General features: G+C 45.3%; 14 protein-coding genes and 3 pseudogenes. 7 read left to right on the forward strand and 10 right to left on the reverse strand.

Annotation, left to right across the window (positions count from 1 at the left end; genetic code table 11):
- Window positions 1-68: 68 nt before the first annotated feature.
- Both O9295_RS12020 and O9295_RS12025 read right to left on the reverse strand, forming a co-directional pair.
- Entirely contained in the window at window positions 69-1,226 is a 1,158-nt protein-coding gene (locus O9295_RS12020) for a HigA family addiction module antitoxin (RefSeq protein ID WP_288033073.1), read from the reverse strand.
- A gap of 43 nt (window positions 1,227-1,269) precedes the next feature.
- Window positions 1,270-1,554: a type II toxin-antitoxin system RelE/ParE family toxin gene (locus O9295_RS12025; RefSeq protein WP_002740273.1), complete on the reverse strand. Its 285-nt coding sequence runs from the start codon at window positions 1,552-1,554 to the stop codon at window positions 1,270-1,272.
- A gap of 418 nt (window positions 1,555-1,972) precedes the next feature.
- Here O9295_RS12025 and rpsL point away from each other — a divergent pair, with 418 nt between their 5' ends.
- From rpsL to rpsJ, 5 genes are all read left to right on the forward strand, one after another.
- Window positions 1,973-2,356, forward strand: coding sequence for a 30S ribosomal protein S12 (gene rpsL, locus O9295_RS12030; RefSeq protein ID WP_002740176.1), 384 nt, complete (start codon window positions 1,973-1,975; stop codon window positions 2,354-2,356).
- Between the two features lie 155 nt (window positions 2,357-2,511).
- Window positions 2,512-2,982 (forward strand): 30S ribosomal protein S7, encoded by a 471-nt coding sequence (rpsG, locus tag O9295_RS12035; protein WP_002739653.1) that lies wholly within the window; start codon window positions 2,512-2,514, stop codon window positions 2,980-2,982.
- A 142-nt stretch (window positions 2,983-3,124) separates the two neighbouring features.
- Window positions 3,125-5,200, forward strand: coding sequence for an elongation factor G (gene fusA, locus O9295_RS12040; protein WP_288033074.1), 2,076 nt, complete (start codon window positions 3,125-3,127; stop codon window positions 5,198-5,200).
- Window positions 5,201-5,353: 153 nt separating this feature from the next.
- A complete protein-coding gene (gene tuf / locus O9295_RS12045; RefSeq protein WP_045360760.1) occupies window positions 5,354-6,583 on the forward strand; it encodes an elongation factor Tu in 1,230 nt (409 codons plus the stop codon).
- A gap of 90 nt (window positions 6,584-6,673) precedes the next feature.
- Window positions 6,674-6,991: a 30S ribosomal protein S10 gene (rpsJ, locus tag O9295_RS12050; RefSeq protein ID WP_002800099.1), complete on the forward strand. Its 318-nt coding sequence runs from the start codon at window positions 6,674-6,676 to the stop codon at window positions 6,989-6,991.
- 162 nt (window positions 6,992-7,153) lie between these two features.
- Here rpsJ and glyQ read toward each other — a convergent pair whose 3' ends face one another.
- The 5 genes and pseudogenes from glyQ to O9295_RS12075 all read right to left on the reverse strand — a co-directional run bounded on the left by glyQ (window position 7,154) and on the right by O9295_RS12075 (window position 11,644).
- Entirely contained in the window at window positions 7,154-8,029 is an 876-nt protein-coding gene (gene glyQ / locus O9295_RS12055; RefSeq protein ID WP_004162850.1) for a glycine--tRNA ligase subunit alpha, read from the reverse strand.
- Between the two features lie 150 nt (window positions 8,030-8,179).
- On the reverse strand, window positions 8,180-9,103 hold the full coding sequence (locus O9295_RS12060; RefSeq protein ID WP_288033075.1) for a serine/threonine protein kinase: 924 nt from the start codon (window positions 9,101-9,103) through the stop codon (window positions 8,180-8,182).
- Between the two features lie 166 nt (window positions 9,104-9,269).
- A pseudogene (locus tag O9295_RS12065) lies at window positions 9,270-9,365 on the reverse strand (type II toxin-antitoxin system VapC family toxin); the annotation flags it as partial.
- Between the two features lie 214 nt (window positions 9,366-9,579).
- Window positions 9,580-11,184 carry an SUMF1/EgtB/PvdO family nonheme iron enzyme gene (locus O9295_RS12070; protein WP_288033077.1) on the reverse strand — a complete coding sequence of 535 codons (1,605 nt, stop codon included), beginning with the start codon at window positions 11,182-11,184 and terminating at the stop codon, window positions 9,580-9,582.
- Between the two features lie 174 nt (window positions 11,185-11,358).
- A pseudogene (locus O9295_RS12075) lies at window positions 11,359-11,644 on the reverse strand (hypothetical protein).
- A gap of 215 nt (window positions 11,645-11,859) precedes the next feature.
- Between O9295_RS12075 and hemC the strand changes: the two are divergent.
- Window positions 11,860-12,819, forward strand: a complete 960-nt coding sequence (hemC, locus tag O9295_RS12080) for a hydroxymethylbilane synthase (RefSeq protein WP_012266932.1) — start codon at window positions 11,860-11,862, stop codon at window positions 12,817-12,819.
- 185 nt (window positions 12,820-13,004) lie between these two features.
- Here the strand turns inward: hemC and O9295_RS12085 are convergent, their stop codons facing one another.
- The 3 genes from O9295_RS12085 to O9295_RS12095 all read right to left on the reverse strand — a co-directional run bounded on the left by O9295_RS12085 (window position 13,005) and on the right by O9295_RS12095 (window position 15,532).
- Window positions 13,005-13,316: a ferredoxin gene (locus tag O9295_RS12085; RefSeq protein WP_004162860.1), complete on the reverse strand. Its 312-nt coding sequence runs from the start codon at window positions 13,314-13,316 to the stop codon at window positions 13,005-13,007.
- Window positions 13,317-13,628: 312 nt separating this feature from the next.
- The gene (locus tag O9295_RS12090) at window positions 13,629-14,399 is read right to left on the reverse strand and encodes a peroxiredoxin-like family protein (protein ID WP_002758812.1); all 771 of its coding nucleotides are present in this window, start codon (window positions 14,397-14,399) and stop codon (window positions 13,629-13,631) included.
- Window positions 14,396-15,532, reverse strand: a complete 1,137-nt coding sequence (locus O9295_RS12095; protein WP_185237905.1) for an anhydro-N-acetylmuramic acid kinase — start codon at window positions 15,530-15,532, stop codon at window positions 14,396-14,398. Before O9295_RS12095 ends, O9295_RS12090 begins: the two co-directional genes overlap by 4 nt.
- A 326-nt stretch (window positions 15,533-15,858) precedes the next feature.
- Between O9295_RS12095 and O9295_RS12100 the strand changes: the two are divergent.
- Window positions 15,859-15,932 (forward strand): annotated as a pseudogene (locus O9295_RS12100) (transposase); the annotation flags it as partial.

Raw genomic sequence — 15,932 nt, forward strand, 5'->3', positions numbered from 1 at the left:
TTTTTGATTTTATCGCAATTTTGTCACTTATTGCCAAATTTATCCTTAGTAATCTCCGCTTACAGCAGTTATCTTAATAGTGAGATAGGAAGTTTTCCTTTTGGGGAGTCGCTCGTCAATACCAAAAAGGAATTCTGCGTATTTAGACAATATTTCTCCTTAAGATCATTATAGTTTTGATAAGAAGTAATTTGCTCATGTTGCATTCTACCAACAATAATACCAGGGTGTATTCCTAGTTGTTCGGCAAATTGATTAATAGCTTTTCTATTCAGAGAATTATTGGCGATAAATCTCTGCCAATCTCTGGGAGCAATTAAGAAATTAGCCGCAAAAACATCCGCCTCTTTTTCTTTAATTGTATCTTGAATATCTTGCCCCTCTAAAAATAAAGTTCGTTTCCCATGTAATAAAATATGACCAGCTTCATGAAAAAAAGAAAACCAAAAATGATCATTTGTTTTGTATCGATCGCTCAATTGAATTAAAGCTCTGTGAGAACCTAACCAACGGGTAGCACCGTGTACCCTTGTTTTCGGAAGTTCAGGAACAAAAACCAAGGCAACTCCCGCTGCCGCACAAAGCTCGATCATTTGCGGTTGAAATACCTCGATAGACTTAATAGTTAACGAACGAATTTGTCGCAAGGCATCTCTGAATTTCAACTCGTTGTAATCAGCACAATTAATTTTCGATGCTTCTATTTCTCCTTGACGCAACCATGCCGTTATTGCCCCTCGATCGCTATCAAATGCTTGAGACTTTCTAAAATCAATCGATAAATTTCTCCCCCAAATCTCCTCCCATTGCTCAGGGGAAACAACGGCAAAAAAATTCAAGCTCTCTCGTAATTGCTCTATTTTATCCTCATCAAACTTGAGCCAGCCTAATTCAGTCATCTGGCGATAAGGAATTTGTTTTAACCAGCCTAAATAACCTTTTAATCTTTGATTCTCATTTTTTCTCGCTAAATATTCCCGATAAAGTCTTTCGCGCTCTATCCAGAAACTGGCGGGAGTTCCTAACACTAACTGTATCTGTAAGGCGGTATCGATAGTAATCTCCGCTTTACCTTTTATTATCTCATTGATAGTCTTTTTTGGTCTGCCCATGCGTTGGGCGAGTTCCGATTGAGACATATTTCTTTCTTCTAGGATTTCGGCAAGGGTTTCTCCCGGTGGAGAAATAAAATCCGGTGCATATCTGTTCTCAATAGTATTAGTCATGGGTGTCATCTATGCCAATAATTACGACTGCGGTTACTTTCTTCTAATCAATTCCCCCGTCTGCTTTTTGAGGAATCGGTATATTAGCCGGCTCAAAAATTAGTCTGAGAGGATGAACTAAATCTAGAGATAGTTGTCCAGCACGGTTATGTAACAATTCGTGGCAACGTCCCGGCAGCGATCGCATTTCCTCCAGGACAATAACTGCTTTTAAGTCGTCGAGTCTTTGCCTGATTTTCTTAGCCATCTTCTCTCCATACTGTTTTTTCAGTAGTCTTTGGCTATTGCATTCGTTCTCAAATTTTTTTTCCTTAAAGACAATATCCATTGTAGATGACCCTTGTAATATTGTTAACCTCAAAGGTTAACAATATTTTATGGTAGCCTGTGGTGCATCCAGTACAAAAGCTCTAAATATAGCGTTAAGAGCTAATAGTCTGGACACCAGTTCTGAAAATGAGGTTAGCTAGAGACAGCTTTTCAGACATTGGCCGATTAATCAGGTGATAATTATCGCTAACATTGCATCATCAAGCCAAAACAACGAAGCTGTAATTTTATCGCCTAATAACGCCCGAATTGAGTGCCGCAGCCGCCCAAGAAAAAGACAATCTCTAACATCTAAACCGGAGAAAAGCACAATCGCGGACTTGACAACAAGAGCGACAATTTGCTATAATGACCTTTTGTCAACGATTTGACCTTCGGTAATAGGAGTTCAGAGTAACCTTAGATACAGCCCTATCATGCCCACCATTCAGCAATTAATACGCGACGAAAGATCCAAAGCGAAAAGAAAAACCAAATCTCCCGCCCTCAAACAATGCCCCCAACGTCGGGGAGTTTGTACAAGAGTATATACCACCACACCGAAAAAACCCAACTCAGCCCTACGGAAAGTGGCTAGGGTACGTTTGACCTCTGGATTTGAGGTGACAGCCTACATTCCGGGCATCGGTCATAACCTACAAGAACACTCGGTCGTCCTGATTCGGGGCGGTCGGGTCAAAGATCTACCCGGAGTCAGATACCACATCATTCGCGGCACCCTCGATGCCACCGGGGTGAAAAACCGCCAAAAGGCGCGGTCTAAGTACGGAACCAAACGCCCCAAACCCGCTGCTAAATAAACAGGAAATTGATTAACCAAAAAAATACTCCCACCGAGTCGGTCAAAGTTAACCCAAGAGACTGAAGACTCGCAGGAGAGGGTTTAAGATGGGCTGTAATCATCCGACTGTCAAGCAAAAGTTAAAGTTAACCTAGAAAATTCAGGAATATTCCGATGTCTCGCCGTAAAAACGTCAAAAAACGTCCTATTCCCCCCGATCCCGTTTACAATAGCTGTTTAGTCAGCATGACCATCCGCCGGATCATGCGATCGGGCAAAAAATCCCTGGCCGCTAATATCGTTTACGATGCCCTGAAAACCGTCGGCGAACGTACCGGTCAAGAACCCCTAGAAGTATTTGAAAAAGCCGTTAAAAACGCCACTCCCCTAGTGGAAGTGAAAGCCCGCCGGGTCGGTGGAGCCACCTATCAAGTCCCGATGGAAGTACGCACCAACCGCGGTAGTACATTAGCACTACGCTGGTTAGTCCATTATGCCAGAACCAGAGGCGGCAAAACCATGGCAGGTAAACTGGCCAACGAGATCATGGATGCGGCCAATGAAACCGGCGGCACGATCAAAAAACGGGAAGAAACCCACCGGATGGCGGAGGCAAACAAAGCCTTTGCCCACTATCGTTACTAAAAAGATACTTTAAAGATACTTTAAGGGCGGTGGACTACACCGCTGCCGCCAAAAAACTGTCAAGAAAAGTATAGAATTGTAAATAGTGTAAAAAATCCTAGAACAAAATCCCATCACTGGCAAGCAAAGCAAGGAGGTTGCTGTGGCACGGACTATCCCGCTAGAGAGAGTGCGAAACATCGGAATCGCCGCTCATATAGACGCGGGCAAAACAACGACAACAGAAAGAATCCTGTTCTACACGGGAGTCGCTCATAAACTGGGCGAAGTCCACGACGGAACGGCAATTACCGACTGGATGGAACAGGAACGGGAGCGAGGAATCACCATCACCGCCGCCGCCATCAGTACCAGTTGGCAAGATCATCGCATCAACATCATTGACACCCCCGGCCACGTCGATTTCACCATTGAAGTGGAACGTTCCATGCGGGTACTCGATGGAGTGGTGGCGGTTTTCTGCTCTGTTGGTGGTGTACAACCCCAATCAGAAACCGTCTGGAGACAAGCCGATCGGTACAAAGTACCCCGGATTGCCTTTGTCAACAAAATGGACAGAACGGGGGCGAACTTCTTCAAAGTTTACGAACAATTAAGAGATCGCCTCAGAACTAACGCCGTTCCCATCCAAATGCCGATCGGCGCGGAAAGCGAACTGAGCGGGATCGTTGATCTCGTCAAGATGCGCGCCTATATATATAAGGACGATCTAGGGAAAGACATAGAAGAAACCGACATTCCCGAAGACTTATTGGAAAAGGCCGAAGAATTCCGCGTGCAGCTGGTGGAAGCTGTAGCGGAAGCTGATGAAGAACTCCTAGAAAAATATCTAGAAGGTGAAGAACTCACCGAAGCCGAAATCAAACGCGGTCTCAGAGAAGGGACGATTGCTGGTACAATTGTTCCCGTCCTCTGCGGCTCGGCTTTCAAAAACAAAGGGGTACAACTGCTCCTCGATGCCGTTGTCGATTACCTACCCTCACCCTCGGAAGTAGCCGCCGTTAAAGGGATTCTTCCCGATGGCAGCGAGGCAATCCGGGAAGCCAAGGACGATGCGCCCTTCTCGGCTCTCGCCTTCAAAATCATGGCCGATCCCTTCGGTCGTTTAACCTTCCTACGGGTCTATTCCGGTGTACTAGCTAAAGGCAGCTACGCCTACAACTCCACCAAAGGAACCAAAGAACGGATCGCTCGCCTGATCATCCTCAAATCCAACGAACGGATCGAAGTGGATGAACTGCGCGCCGGTGATCTAGGAGCGGCGATCGGACTGAAAAACACCATTACCGGGGATACCCTCTGTGATGATAAGAACCCGATTATCCTAGAATCCCTCTTTATCCCCGAACCGGTTATCTCCGTGGCGGTGGAACCGAAAACCAAACAGGACATCGAGAAACTCAGCAAAGCTCTGCAAGCTCTCTCCGATGAAGATCCCACCTTCCGGGTCAAAGTTGATCCCGAAACCAATCAAACGGTAATCGCCGGGATGGGAGAACTGCACCTGGAAATCCTGGTCGATCGAATGCTCCGGGAATACAAAGTCGAAGCGACGGTGGGCGCTCCCCAGGTGGCCTATCGGGAAACTGTGCGGAAACCCGTGCGCGCTGAGGGTAAATTTATCCGTCAAAGTGGTGGTAAAGGGCAGTACGGCCACGTCGTCATCGAACTCGAACCGGGTGAACCGGGGTCGGGCTTTGTCTTCGTCTCCAAAATTGTCGGTGGTGCTATCCCCAAAGAATACATCAGTCCGTCAGAACAAGGGATGAAAGAAGCTTGCGAATCGGGGATTGTAGCGGGTTATCCCGTCATCGACCTGAAAGCAACCCTTGTAGATGGTTCTTTCCACGATGTGGACTCCTCCGAGATGGCCTTTAAGATTGCCGGTTCCATGGCGATTAAGGAAGCGGTGATGAAAGCTACCCCCGTTCTCCTAGAACCGATGATGAAGGTGGAAGTGGAAGTACCCGAAGACTTCATCGGTAACGTCATCGGTGATCTTAACTCCCGTCGGGGACAAATCGAAGGTCAAGAAACCGAGACCGGCATCGCCAAAGTCTCCGCTAAAGTTCCCCTAGCGGAAATGTTCGGTTACGCCACTGATATTCGCTCCAAAACCCAAGGAAGGGGCATCTTCACCATGGAATTTAGCCATTACGAAGAAGTCCCCCGCAACGTGGCCGAGACGATTATCACCAAAAGTAAAGGGAACGGTTAATCAGTGACCAGTGACCAGTGAGCAGTGAGAACAAACCGATCATTTAAAGTTGGTCGGTCAACCCTAATAACTGCTAACTTAAAACTGATCTCTGGTGACTGATTACTGTTCACCCACCTGAAGAAGAAAAAAAAACAAAGGAACAGAAAGTAAATGGCACGCGCTAAATTTGAACGGACGAAACCCCACGTTAACATCGGTACGATCGGTCACGTTGACCACGGCAAAACTACCCTCACCGCCGCTATCACTATGACCCTAGCGGCCTTGGGTAATGCCCAAGCTAAAAAATACGATGAAATCGATGCCGCTCCCGAAGAAAAGGCTCGCGGGATCACCATCAACACCGCTCACGTTGAGTACGAAACTGCTGATCGCCACTACGCTCACGTGGACTGCCCCGGCCACGCCGACTATGTAAAAAACATGATCACCGGTGCGGCACAGATGGACGGTGGTATTCTCGTGGTCTCGGCCGCTGATGGCCCGATGCCCCAAACCCGGGAACATATCCTGCTGGCTCGTCAGGTGGGTGTACCTAACCTCGTGGTCTTCCTCAACAAAAAAGATATGGTGGACGATGAGGAGTTACTGGAACTCGTAGAACTGGAAGTACGCGAACTTCTCACCAATTACGACTTCGCTGGCGACGAAATCCCCATTATTGCCGGTTCTGCTAAAGAAGCCCTCGAGTACATGACCAAAAACCCCAAGGCCCAAAAAGGCGATAACGAGTGGGTGGACGCAATTTATGAATTAATGGAAGCGGTAGATAGCTATATCCCCACCCCTGAACGGGATATCGATAAACCCTTCCTGATGGCGGTAGAAGACGTATTCTCGATTACTGGTCGGGGGACGGTGGCTACCGGTCGGATCGAACGCGGTATTGTGAAAGTGGGTGATAACGTGGAATTGGTCGGGATCAGAGATACCCGCGCCACCACCGTCACCGGGATCGAAATGTTCAAGAAAAGTCTTGACCAAGGGATGGCCGGTGACAACGCTGGTATCCTCCTGCGTGGTATCCAAAAAACCGACATCGAGCGCGGCATGGTTATCGCTAAACCGGGTACAATCAAACCCCACACCCAGTTTGAAGGTGAGGTGTATGTGTTAAGTAAAGAAGAGGGTGGTCGTCACACTCCTTTCTTTAAAAACTATCGTCCTCAGTTCTATGTAAGGACAACCGACGTAACTGGCACTATCCAAGACTACACCGCCGATGATGGCAGCACTGTAGAAATGGTCATGCCGGGAGACCGGATCAAAATGACGGTGGAACTGATCAACCCGATCGCTATTGAACAGGGTATGCGCTTCGCTATTCGCGAAGGTGGTCGCACCATCGGTTCTGGCGTTATCTCGAAAATTATCAAGTAGGCTAATCTACTAATTAACGGGGCAGTGAATTTAAAAGCTGCTCCGTTACTGTCTTTATTTTGTACCTTGACAATTGCAATAGGTGAAATTATGGCTACGCTACAACAACAGAAAATTCGCATTCGTTTGAAAGCTTTTGACCGGCGCTTACTCGATACTTCCTGTGAGAAGATTGTCGATACTGCCAATAGAACTAACGCCACAGCGATCGGACCGATCCCCCTACCGACCAAAAGAAAGATTTATTGTGTCCTGCGTTCCCCTCACGTTGACAAGGACTCCCGTGAACATTTTGAAACCCGCACCCATCGCCGCATTATTGATATTTACCAACCCTCTTCTAAGACAATCGATGCTTTGATGAAATTAGATTTACCCGCAGGGGTTGATATTGAAGTTAAATTGTAAAAAATGCCAAAAAGATGTTAGCGATAACATCTTTTTTTCTTTCCCACTATCCTATACTTTTTAAACAAGATTTAGTATAAATAGGATTTTTTATAAAAAAAAGTTATTAAACGAAGGCCAATACAATTGCTAGGGGTGCATCGCCAAAGATGCACCCGATCGCTAAACCGTTTGTAGGGGAAAACCTAAAGCTTCCCGTTGCTGTAAATACAATTGAGCAACCTGTCGAGCTAAATTGCGAATTCTGCCGATATAACGGGTTCTTTCAGCTACAGCAATCACACCTCTAGCATCGAGTAAATTAAAAGTATGGGAACATTTAAGAACATAATCTAGACTGGGAATCACCAGAGAGCGATCAATTAATTGTTTAGCTTCCTGTTCATATAAACTGAATAAACTAAACAATAATTCAGGATTGGAAGCCTCAAAATTGTAGGTACATTGTTCGATTTCATTTTGTAGAAAAATGTCACCGTAGAGGATATTTTCATTCCATTGAATTTTATTAATTGCCTCCACATCTTGCAGATACATGGCTAATCTTTCTAAACCATAGGTAATTTCGATCGCCACGGGACGACAATCGATACCTCCACACTGTTGAAAGTAGGTAAATTGGGTGATTTCCATCCCATCTAACCACACTTCCCAACCCACACCCCAAGCACCGAGGGTGGGAGATTCCCAGTTATCTTCCACGAAGCGAATATCGTGATCTTCCGGGTTAATTCCTAACACCCGCAGGGAGTCTAAATAGATTTCCTGAATATTATCGGGAGAGGGTTTAATTAGAACTTGATATTGATAGTAATGCTGAAAACGATTGGGATTTTCGCCATAACGGCCATCCGTAGGACGACGACAGGGTTCCACATAGGCAACGGCCCAAGGTTCCGGACCAATTGCCCTTAAAAAGGTATGGGGACTCATGGTTCCCGCACCTTTTTCGGTATCATAGGGTTGAGCAACTAAACAACCGCGATCGGCCCAAAATTCATTTAATTTAGCGATAACAGCCTGGAAAGTTAAAGACATGGGAAAAAGTAAAAAAGCAGATTAGGGGTTGGGGAAGTGGGGTGTAGGGTGTGGGGTGTAGGGTGTGGGGTGTGGGGAGATGGGGGGTTGGGGAGAAAAAAGCTGCCGACTGTCTCCTGTCTCCTGTCTCCTGTCTCCTGACAGTTAAAGTCACTGACTTACTTTTAACTGCAAGCGAAAGTGAACAGGGGTAGAAGATTGGGGGAGAATAACTAATTCATAAAATCCCTCTTCGGGTAATTGACCGGACCATTGCCGATCGCTAGACTTATCTAAAAGGGTAATATTACCCGTGGGAGAGTAGAAAGATAGTAAAACTTCGCCTTCCGCCTCTAAATTTAAGTTTAACCGATCACTGGAACGCAATTTTATTGCATAGGCTTTTCCTTGTCCCTGGCTGAGAATTGCCTCGATCATTTCCTCTCCTCCCTCGTCTAAACTTTCGATCGCTTGGTAGGATAGGCCAGACTGTAAAGATTGTAACTGATTCCAGGCCAAACCACTCCATAGTTGACCTAAGCCGCTATCAAAATTTGGTCTTTCTGTCAATTCGGGAAATAGCTGAAAAAAAGCAGTATCAGTGAGTAAATTAAGGACTCTACTGCTTAAACGTAACTGATTCACTTGTTCTCGCCATTTTTCTCGCTGTTGCTCGTCGTAGCTACCTAATGCTTCTCTAGTGCCAGAATCGAGACGGTCTAAGCGATCGAGGATTTCTGCAGCTAAAATATCTCTTTGTTCCTGTTTCTGTTTTTCCTCTTTGATATCCCCATAGCGGAGGTTAAACAATTCATTGACGAGATTTTTAAAAAACTGACCATCAATTCCCAACTCTAGACGGCGCTTTCTCATCTCGGCTTTCCGTTGCCATGCCGGATCTGTGGCAGAATTAAAATTATTTTCCTCCGTGGCAAAAACGGGTTTAATGGTTTGGGGTTGATTGCTGTGTTTAACCCACTGTTTCCCGATTAACCAGCCTATTGCCGCCGATAGTAACATCAAGAGGCAAAAAATAGCGATCCTGCCGGAACAGCCGAGAAAAACGGGCGATTTATTCCGAGAATTGGCGGCCATTGTCTCCTTAGACGATTTGGGGTTTTGATATTTCAAAGATGAGATTAACACAAATAATAGGCTAAGACGCATTTTAAGTGCCTATCCTTAGATTAGCTGAATCTCCCCCAATCCCTTTACTATCGCCTCTTGTCTCATCTCAACAAGCAGTTTAAACACAAGGACAGCTTATCTCAATATTAGCCGCGACAATAATATCTCTGCGGGGTCGAGCAGTTAGGTAGCCTAAGATACTGGTTTCAATATAGACGGTTTCGCTCACGGCCATAAGAAAAAATCTATCGGACCTCCATCATACCCTATTTAATTGTCGTCAACCCAACCTTGCATCTTCATCGGCTCGCGTCCTGTAGGACTGCTCCCAAAAAGGCAAAAGCTCCCCAGGACGCACCCTAGAAAATCTCAAAAAAAAATCGACCCGCCTAGCGGCGGGAAAAAGAGAAAAAGGGTAAAAAGGGAAAAAAAGGGAAAAAGGGTTACAGAGTCCTCTCAGCACCGCACACCACCCGAAATCCGCTGAAGCTGTAGTAGTCGTCGCGGCGGTAGTTGTTGTTGCGGAAAGCAGAACGGCAGAAAAGAGGATTGTAGTACCAAGAACCGCCCCGCACTATTGGATAATCATTATCATTTGTCAGCCAAGCACTGCCATCCTTTGGCGCTCCGATATAGTTATCGTGCCAATTGTCCTCGCAGCACTCCCAAACATTGCCAATCATGTCATACAGTCCCCAAGCATTGGGCCTTTTCTGGCCCACAGGATGAGTTGTCTTCTGAGAATTTCCGTCATACCAAGCGTAATCTCCTAACTGACTAGCATCATCACCGAAATAATAGCGAGTAGTAGTCCCCGCACGACAAGCATATTCCCATTCCGCTTCTGTCGGTAAGCGATAGGTTTTTCCTGTTATTTGACTCAATTTCTGACAAAAGGCTTGAGCATCGTTCCAACTAACCTGTTCTACCGGATTTTGCAGATTGTTTTTAAACCAAGAGTTATTTTTAAAATGAGAGGGATTGGTTCCCATTACCGCTTGATATTGTGCCTGAGTAACTGGATATTTACCAATCGCAAAACTGTTGACTTGAACTTGGTGTTGAGGCTTTTCCCAATCCCTAGCATCGGGATCACTATCAGGAGATCCCATAAGAAATTCACCTGCTGGTAAGCTCACCATCTCCAGTGTGACTCGATTGGGTAGTTTTTCGGTAAATGGAGTAGGTGAAACAGGCTTTTTGACTGCTGCCGGTGCTGGTGGAGGTGACGGGGGAGAATTCCATCCCACAGGTTGTAAGGCATTTAAAACCTGTTGTGCTGTCCATCTTTGTTTTCTATCTTTTTGCAAACACCCTTCAATAATCGGTTTAAACTCTTTCGGTAAACTTGGGATTTGTAGCTCACAATTCATCACCTTTGCCATTAACTGGTGAATATCATTATTAAACTTATAGGGAAGTTGATTAGTCGTCATTTCGATTAACATAATACCCAATGACCACAAATCCCAGGCTGATGAAATATCCCCCCTAAAGGCTTCGGGAGGCATATAAATAATTGTACCGCTATTGTGGACTGTTTGAGTGTGGCTTTTGTTATTTAAAGTTCTAATTAAGCCAAAATCTGCTAACTTGTATTGTTGATTAACCTTGAGGATATTACCCGGTTTTAAATCTCGATGGACTTTATTTTGTCCATGAAGATAATTTAAACCCTGGGCGACTTGAGCAGTAATATTTTTAATTTCACTTGATGACAAACCGCCTTTGGCGATGTGATTTTCTAGGCTACCCTGTGCCAATTCCATCACTAAATAAAGCATTTCTGTATTAAGAAAAGTAAATTCCCCCACTGAATAAGCCTTAATTAAATTAGAATGTTCTAACTTTCTGGCATTTTTTAACTCAATTAATTTATCATCGCTACTTTCGGGGATAACTTTAACAGCAACTTCTTGAACCGATGTATTTCTGACCATTTCACTAGCATGAAATACACCACCGAAACTACCCGCACCGAGAAACTTCTTAAGACGATAAGGCCCTATTTGTTGCCCTTCTAACATCCTCATCATTTGGTCCAGCATAATAATAACTCCTGAATTAACCAATTTTTACGTTGTGTAACTATCCTATTAAGTGAGTGGTTATAATTATTAAATTGAAGATAGATTGTGCCTTTGATCCCCCCTTGATCCCCCCTTGATAAGGGGGGCGCGGCTCCCCCCTTGATAAGGGGGGTATGGAGAATCTGACAATGGTTACTCGGTCTTTTTGTCTCTATATGATAGGGCAAAACCGACTCGATCAACTGCTCGATGTCCGATTCTAACGAACCAAATTTGAGCATCGGTCAATCGGGTTAAAAGTTGATGCGGAAACTGTGAGGATATCTTTTGCTAATTCAAAAGCACCTGTTTTGATATCAATAGCTACAATCTTCCCATGATTGTCCTTCTCAACCTGCTGACGCACCTGAGACTGATAGATTTCCTGTCCACGTCGGACAAATTCTTCTTTGTTATAGCAAGGGTGTTGTAATGTCATTAGTTAGACCCTGTTGCAACCTTTGTCCCTCTATTTTAACCTAGGCTTTCAGCTTTGCTGTCAGTGGGGAATAATGCTCACCCTATTTGCCTAAAAATATTAAGAGATGTAACTATTTATGCCTAACCTAGAAAGTGATTACTCAACAGGGGTGAGATCAGGATAGTCTAGATCGAGCAGTCCGATAGATGTTTAGTTAAATTCCTACTTCAGATATGTCCGTTTCTAGTCCTCCTCGTTCCCTGCGTATCGGTTCGCGTAAAAGTCAGTTAGCCCTAGTACAAACCTATTGGGTACAGGCAGAATTGAGTAAACACCACCCCCATCGACAGTTTGAGGTGGAGACGATGAGTACCCAAGGCGATAAAATTCTCGATGTGGCCCTAGCGAAAATCGGTGATAAGGGTTTATTTACCAAAGAACTAGAAGTGGGAATGTTGGATAGATCGATCGATCTTGCCGTCCATTCTCTCAAGGATCTGCCTACTAATTTGCCCGAAGGCTTAATCTTGGGTTGCGTCACCGAAAGAGTTAATCCGGCCGATGCTTTGGTGGTAAATAGCCAAAATCAAGACTATCAATTAGACACTTTACCGGAAGGTGCGGTGGTGGGGACTTCTTCCCTGCGGCGATTGGCCCAGTTGCGTTACCATTATCCCCATCTGACTTTTAAAGATGTGCGCGGCAATGTTAACACCCGTCTGGCAAAACTGGACGCGGGAGAATACGACGCGATTATTCTGGCAGTAGCGGGATTGGAAAGGTTAGGATTAGGCGATCGAGTTCATCAGGTTATTCCGGCGGAGATTTCTCTCCATGCGGTGGGACAGGGGGCTTTAGGGATAGAATGCCGCGATGCCGATCCGGAGGTTTTGGAAGTCCTAAAAGTGTTGGAACACGCCCCTAGCCGCGATAGATGCTATGCTGAACGCGCTTTTTTACGGGAGTTGGAGGGGGGTTGTCAAGTTCCCATCGGAGTAAATACGGCGATCGAGGATGGTATCCTAACTTTAACGGGTATGGTGGCTAGTCTCGACGGTAAGCGCCTGATTAAGGACTCGGTTAGCGGTGATCCTAGCCATGGGGAAGTCTTAGGACGAGATTTAGCCCATAAAGTGCGCGAGGCTGGTGCTGGAGAGATTTTAGCCCAGATTTTCGCTGAAGTGGGACGATAATCAGTTATCAGCGCCCATTAACCCTACACCTCACACCCTGCCGCTGCAGGATTAATTTTTGGGCTTTATCTCACTGTCGAGTCAAGAGGCAAAAATACAAATAAAGCGAGAACTGTCGCCCTTGCAGTTCCCGCTCTATTATTGTTGTATTGTTGGAGTATCTAACCCCCGAATATTGAGTTAAATTAGTACAAATCTTCTTCTTTGTGGGTGACGATCACACAGTCAGAAGTAGGATAGGCCACACAGGTGAGGACATAATGCGCTTCAATTTGATCGTCATCTAAGAAGGATTGCTCGGATTGATCAACGCTACCGGATTCGATTTTACCAGCGCAAGCAGAACAAGCACCAGCACGGCAAGAAGAAGGTAAATCTAATCCTTTTTCTTCCGCTACCTCGAGAATATATTCATTATCGGGAACATCAATTGTATGGTCGCCATTGGGTGTTTTCAGGGTGACTTTATAAGTGGTTGTCTTTATTTTCTTTGCCATAGGTTGTTCCTCAGTCTCAAAATCCCTTCTCTCCCCGTTTAGACTGAACGGGTCGAATGAGTTTCCTTTTTGATACTACGGGAAAATTTACCCGGCTCAACTTACCATTAGTAATGACAGCCTTAAATAAACTTAAAATAATATTTACTTATCTCTTGAGTAAATAACTCCCGATAGTTGTGGATGAATCGTCAAATAATTTCATCAATCTTTAGGTAATAAGTGGTCGGACAACATTAAAGTTTTTTAGCCATCAGCTAGAAAAGCTAAAAGTCAAGAGTTGGGAGTGGGCGAGATGCAGAAGAAAAAAGCTTAATCCTGCAAAAAAGCGAGGGGATAACTCATATTCTCAGCAAAACCCAAGATACCTTGATCCCGATGCTCATAGAGTAAATTTCCTTGACTATCAAATAAAAAAGTCCCTCCCCGTTGGGTGAGATAACTACTATCGGGGATATATGTTGACCAATTGCCCAAAACTTGACTCATATTACGAAGTCTCAGGGTGGCTAATTCAAAAGGTCGCTGAAAACCTTGACCCCCAGCAAGATTGAATAGGGAACCCCGGAAAGGTGGTAAAGGCCGCGCTTGCATTGTTTCCTCCTCGGCAATTAATTGGGGGGCTTTGCGATCGCCAAGATAACCCCGCAGCACTTCGGCCAGAGTCCCCGGACTACCCACACCCGCACACATAAAAATTAGATTTAACCAGGCATTTTGTCCGGGAGAAAACCCAGGTAATTTTAACGATAAACCGCGATAAAGTCCTAATAAATTGTGTAATTCAGCTTTGGGGTCAACAAAAAGCCAATCTTGCCGAAATTTCGTATATTCAGCGAATTTTAACCCTGAATTGCGATCGCCGATACCGATGGCACGAATGGTTATCCCAGCATTTTGCCAAAGGGCTGCCTCTTTTTCTAACCACCAAGCGTATTCGAGACTATCAAAATCTCCCAATTGCGGCCAAACAAGAATTAAAAGACGTTTATAATCGGCACAATCGCTTAAAATTGGCACTATTTGCCCATCGCTGACCCTTTGGCGTTGAATTGTTGAAAATATTTCATAGCTGCTGCTCATAGGTAAATTTCTCCTAATAAAACCGCTGCTTTTGCCCCCGTGACTTGCGGTAAATTACCGGGGAAATTGTGCCAGCGCCAATAGGCCAAAAGGGCAAAAGCGATCGCTTCTTTAAAATCGCTATTTAATCCTACCTCATCGGTGGTCAAAAGCTTGACATTTGACCCCAAATGTGCTAGGAGTCGTTGGCGCAGGTAGGCATTGCGAGCGCCACCACCGCAGAGCAGCACTTCCGCGGGCATTTCTGGCAAAAAGGTTTGATAGCTGTGGGCGATCGAAATGGCGGTTAAATCGGTTAAACTAGCCAACCAGTCGGCATCACTGAGGCAATAAGCTTGGGCATCCTCGCGCAATTGGGCTAGATAGGCGGGGCTAAATAACTCTCTGCCAGTGGATTTAGGGGGATATTGTTGAAAATAAGGCTCCTGTAGCCATTTATGAACTAATTCGGAGCAGGGTTGACCCTGAGCCGACCATTGACCGTTATGGTCGTAGGTTTGTTGGCCTTGGCTCAAAAATTGTACGGCCAAATCGATGAGGACGTTGCCGGGGCCAGTATCCCAACCGAAAATTTTTTGCTGCCAATTTTCCCTTTGTCGGGGGGGTAGATAGGTTAAATTGCCAATACCGCCGATATTTTGGACGCAGCGGGTTTTAGTGGGGTGAGAAAGCAGATAAGCGTCAATTTTCGGCACTAGGGGCGCACCGTGACCAGCTTGGGCGATATCGGCAGCGCGAAAATTACTAATGGTGGGAATACGGGTAATTTTTGCGATCGCTGCTCCCCGTCCTAATTGTACCGTGTAACCGAGGCGATCGTTTGCGGGGGGTCGATGAAAAACGGTTTGACCGTGACTGCCGATTAATTGGGCTTTTGGGGCTTCTTTTTGGATATTTAAAGCGGCACGGGCGAATTCTGCGGCGATATCATCATCTAAGCTGGCTAAAGCTTCAAGGTCGAGCTTTTCTCCCCCACAGACTTGTAAAATTGTCTCGCGTAATCGGGGGGAATAGGGATAGGTTTCTCCAGCTAATAACTGCACCTGTGGAGATTCCACTGTACCGCTAATCTCCACTAAAGCGGTATCGATACCATCCACCGATGTGCCACTGATTAAACCGATAACTAACAAGTTTTTTCCCTCAACTGTCGATTGTTGATTATTTTATCTTGAATGTCGGGGTGAAGACCGTTCGGACCTCGGCGTGAGCTTTTGTCGAACGCTGAGATCACGGCCGAAGCCCTCGCTTGAGCGCGACGGGATGAAACCCCGACCAGTATAAAACAGCACTTCGACAAGCTCAGTGACACGAAGCACGACATTTCGACACATTTCGACAGGCTCAATGTAAAGGCTCAATGTAAAGGCTCAATGTAAAAGCTCAATGTCAACTAAAATCTTGACAATCCGATGCTCTACAGGTTAACTTAAAATAAGTTGTTTGAGGTCGATAAACAATGATTGTCTTAGAAATGAAAGCCGTGGTTAAACCAAGTCAGTGTTCTGCCATTGATGAAGCTATTCGTACAGT

Source organism: Microcystis sp. LE18-22.4A, from assembly GCF_027531105.1.
Taxonomy (GTDB): domain Bacteria; phylum Cyanobacteriota; class Cyanobacteriia; order Cyanobacteriales; family Microcystaceae; genus Microcystis; species Microcystis aeruginosa.

Coding starts and splice junctions, on each gene's coding strand:
- O9295_RS12020 (WP_288033073.1), bottom strand. CDS start 1,226: ATGACTAATACTATTGAGAACAGATATGCACCGGATTTTATTTCTCCA.
- O9295_RS12025 (WP_002740273.1), bottom strand. CDS start 1,554: ATGGATATTGTCTTTAAGGAAAAAAAATTTGAGAACGAATGCAATAGC.
- rpsL (WP_002740176.1), top strand. CDS start 1,973: ATGCCCACCATTCAGCAATTAATACGCGACGAAAGATCCAAAGCGAAA.
- rpsG (WP_002739653.1), top strand. CDS start 2,512: ATGTCTCGCCGTAAAAACGTCAAAAAACGTCCTATTCCCCCCGATCCC.
- tuf (WP_045360760.1), top strand. CDS start 5,354: ATGGCACGCGCTAAATTTGAACGGACGAAACCCCACGTTAACATCGGT.
- rpsJ (WP_002800099.1), top strand. CDS start 6,674: ATGGCTACGCTACAACAACAGAAAATTCGCATTCGTTTGAAAGCTTTT.
- glyQ (WP_004162850.1), bottom strand. CDS start 8,029: ATGTCTTTAACTTTCCAGGCTGTTATCGCTAAATTAAATGAATTTTGG.
- O9295_RS12060 (WP_288033075.1), bottom strand. CDS start 9,103: ATGGCCGCCAATTCTCGGAATAAATCGCCCGTTTTTCTCGGCTGTTCC.
- O9295_RS12070 (WP_288033077.1), bottom strand. CDS start 11,184: ATGCTGGACCAAATGATGAGGATGTTAGAAGGGCAACAAATAGGGCCT.
- hemC (WP_012266932.1), top strand. CDS start 11,860: ATGTCCGTTTCTAGTCCTCCTCGTTCCCTGCGTATCGGTTCGCGTAAA.
- O9295_RS12085 (WP_004162860.1), bottom strand. CDS start 13,316: ATGGCAAAGAAAATAAAGACAACCACTTATAAAGTCACCCTGAAAACA.
- O9295_RS12090 (WP_002758812.1), bottom strand. CDS start 14,399: ATGAGCAGCAGCTATGAAATATTTTCAACAATTCAACGCCAAAGGGTC.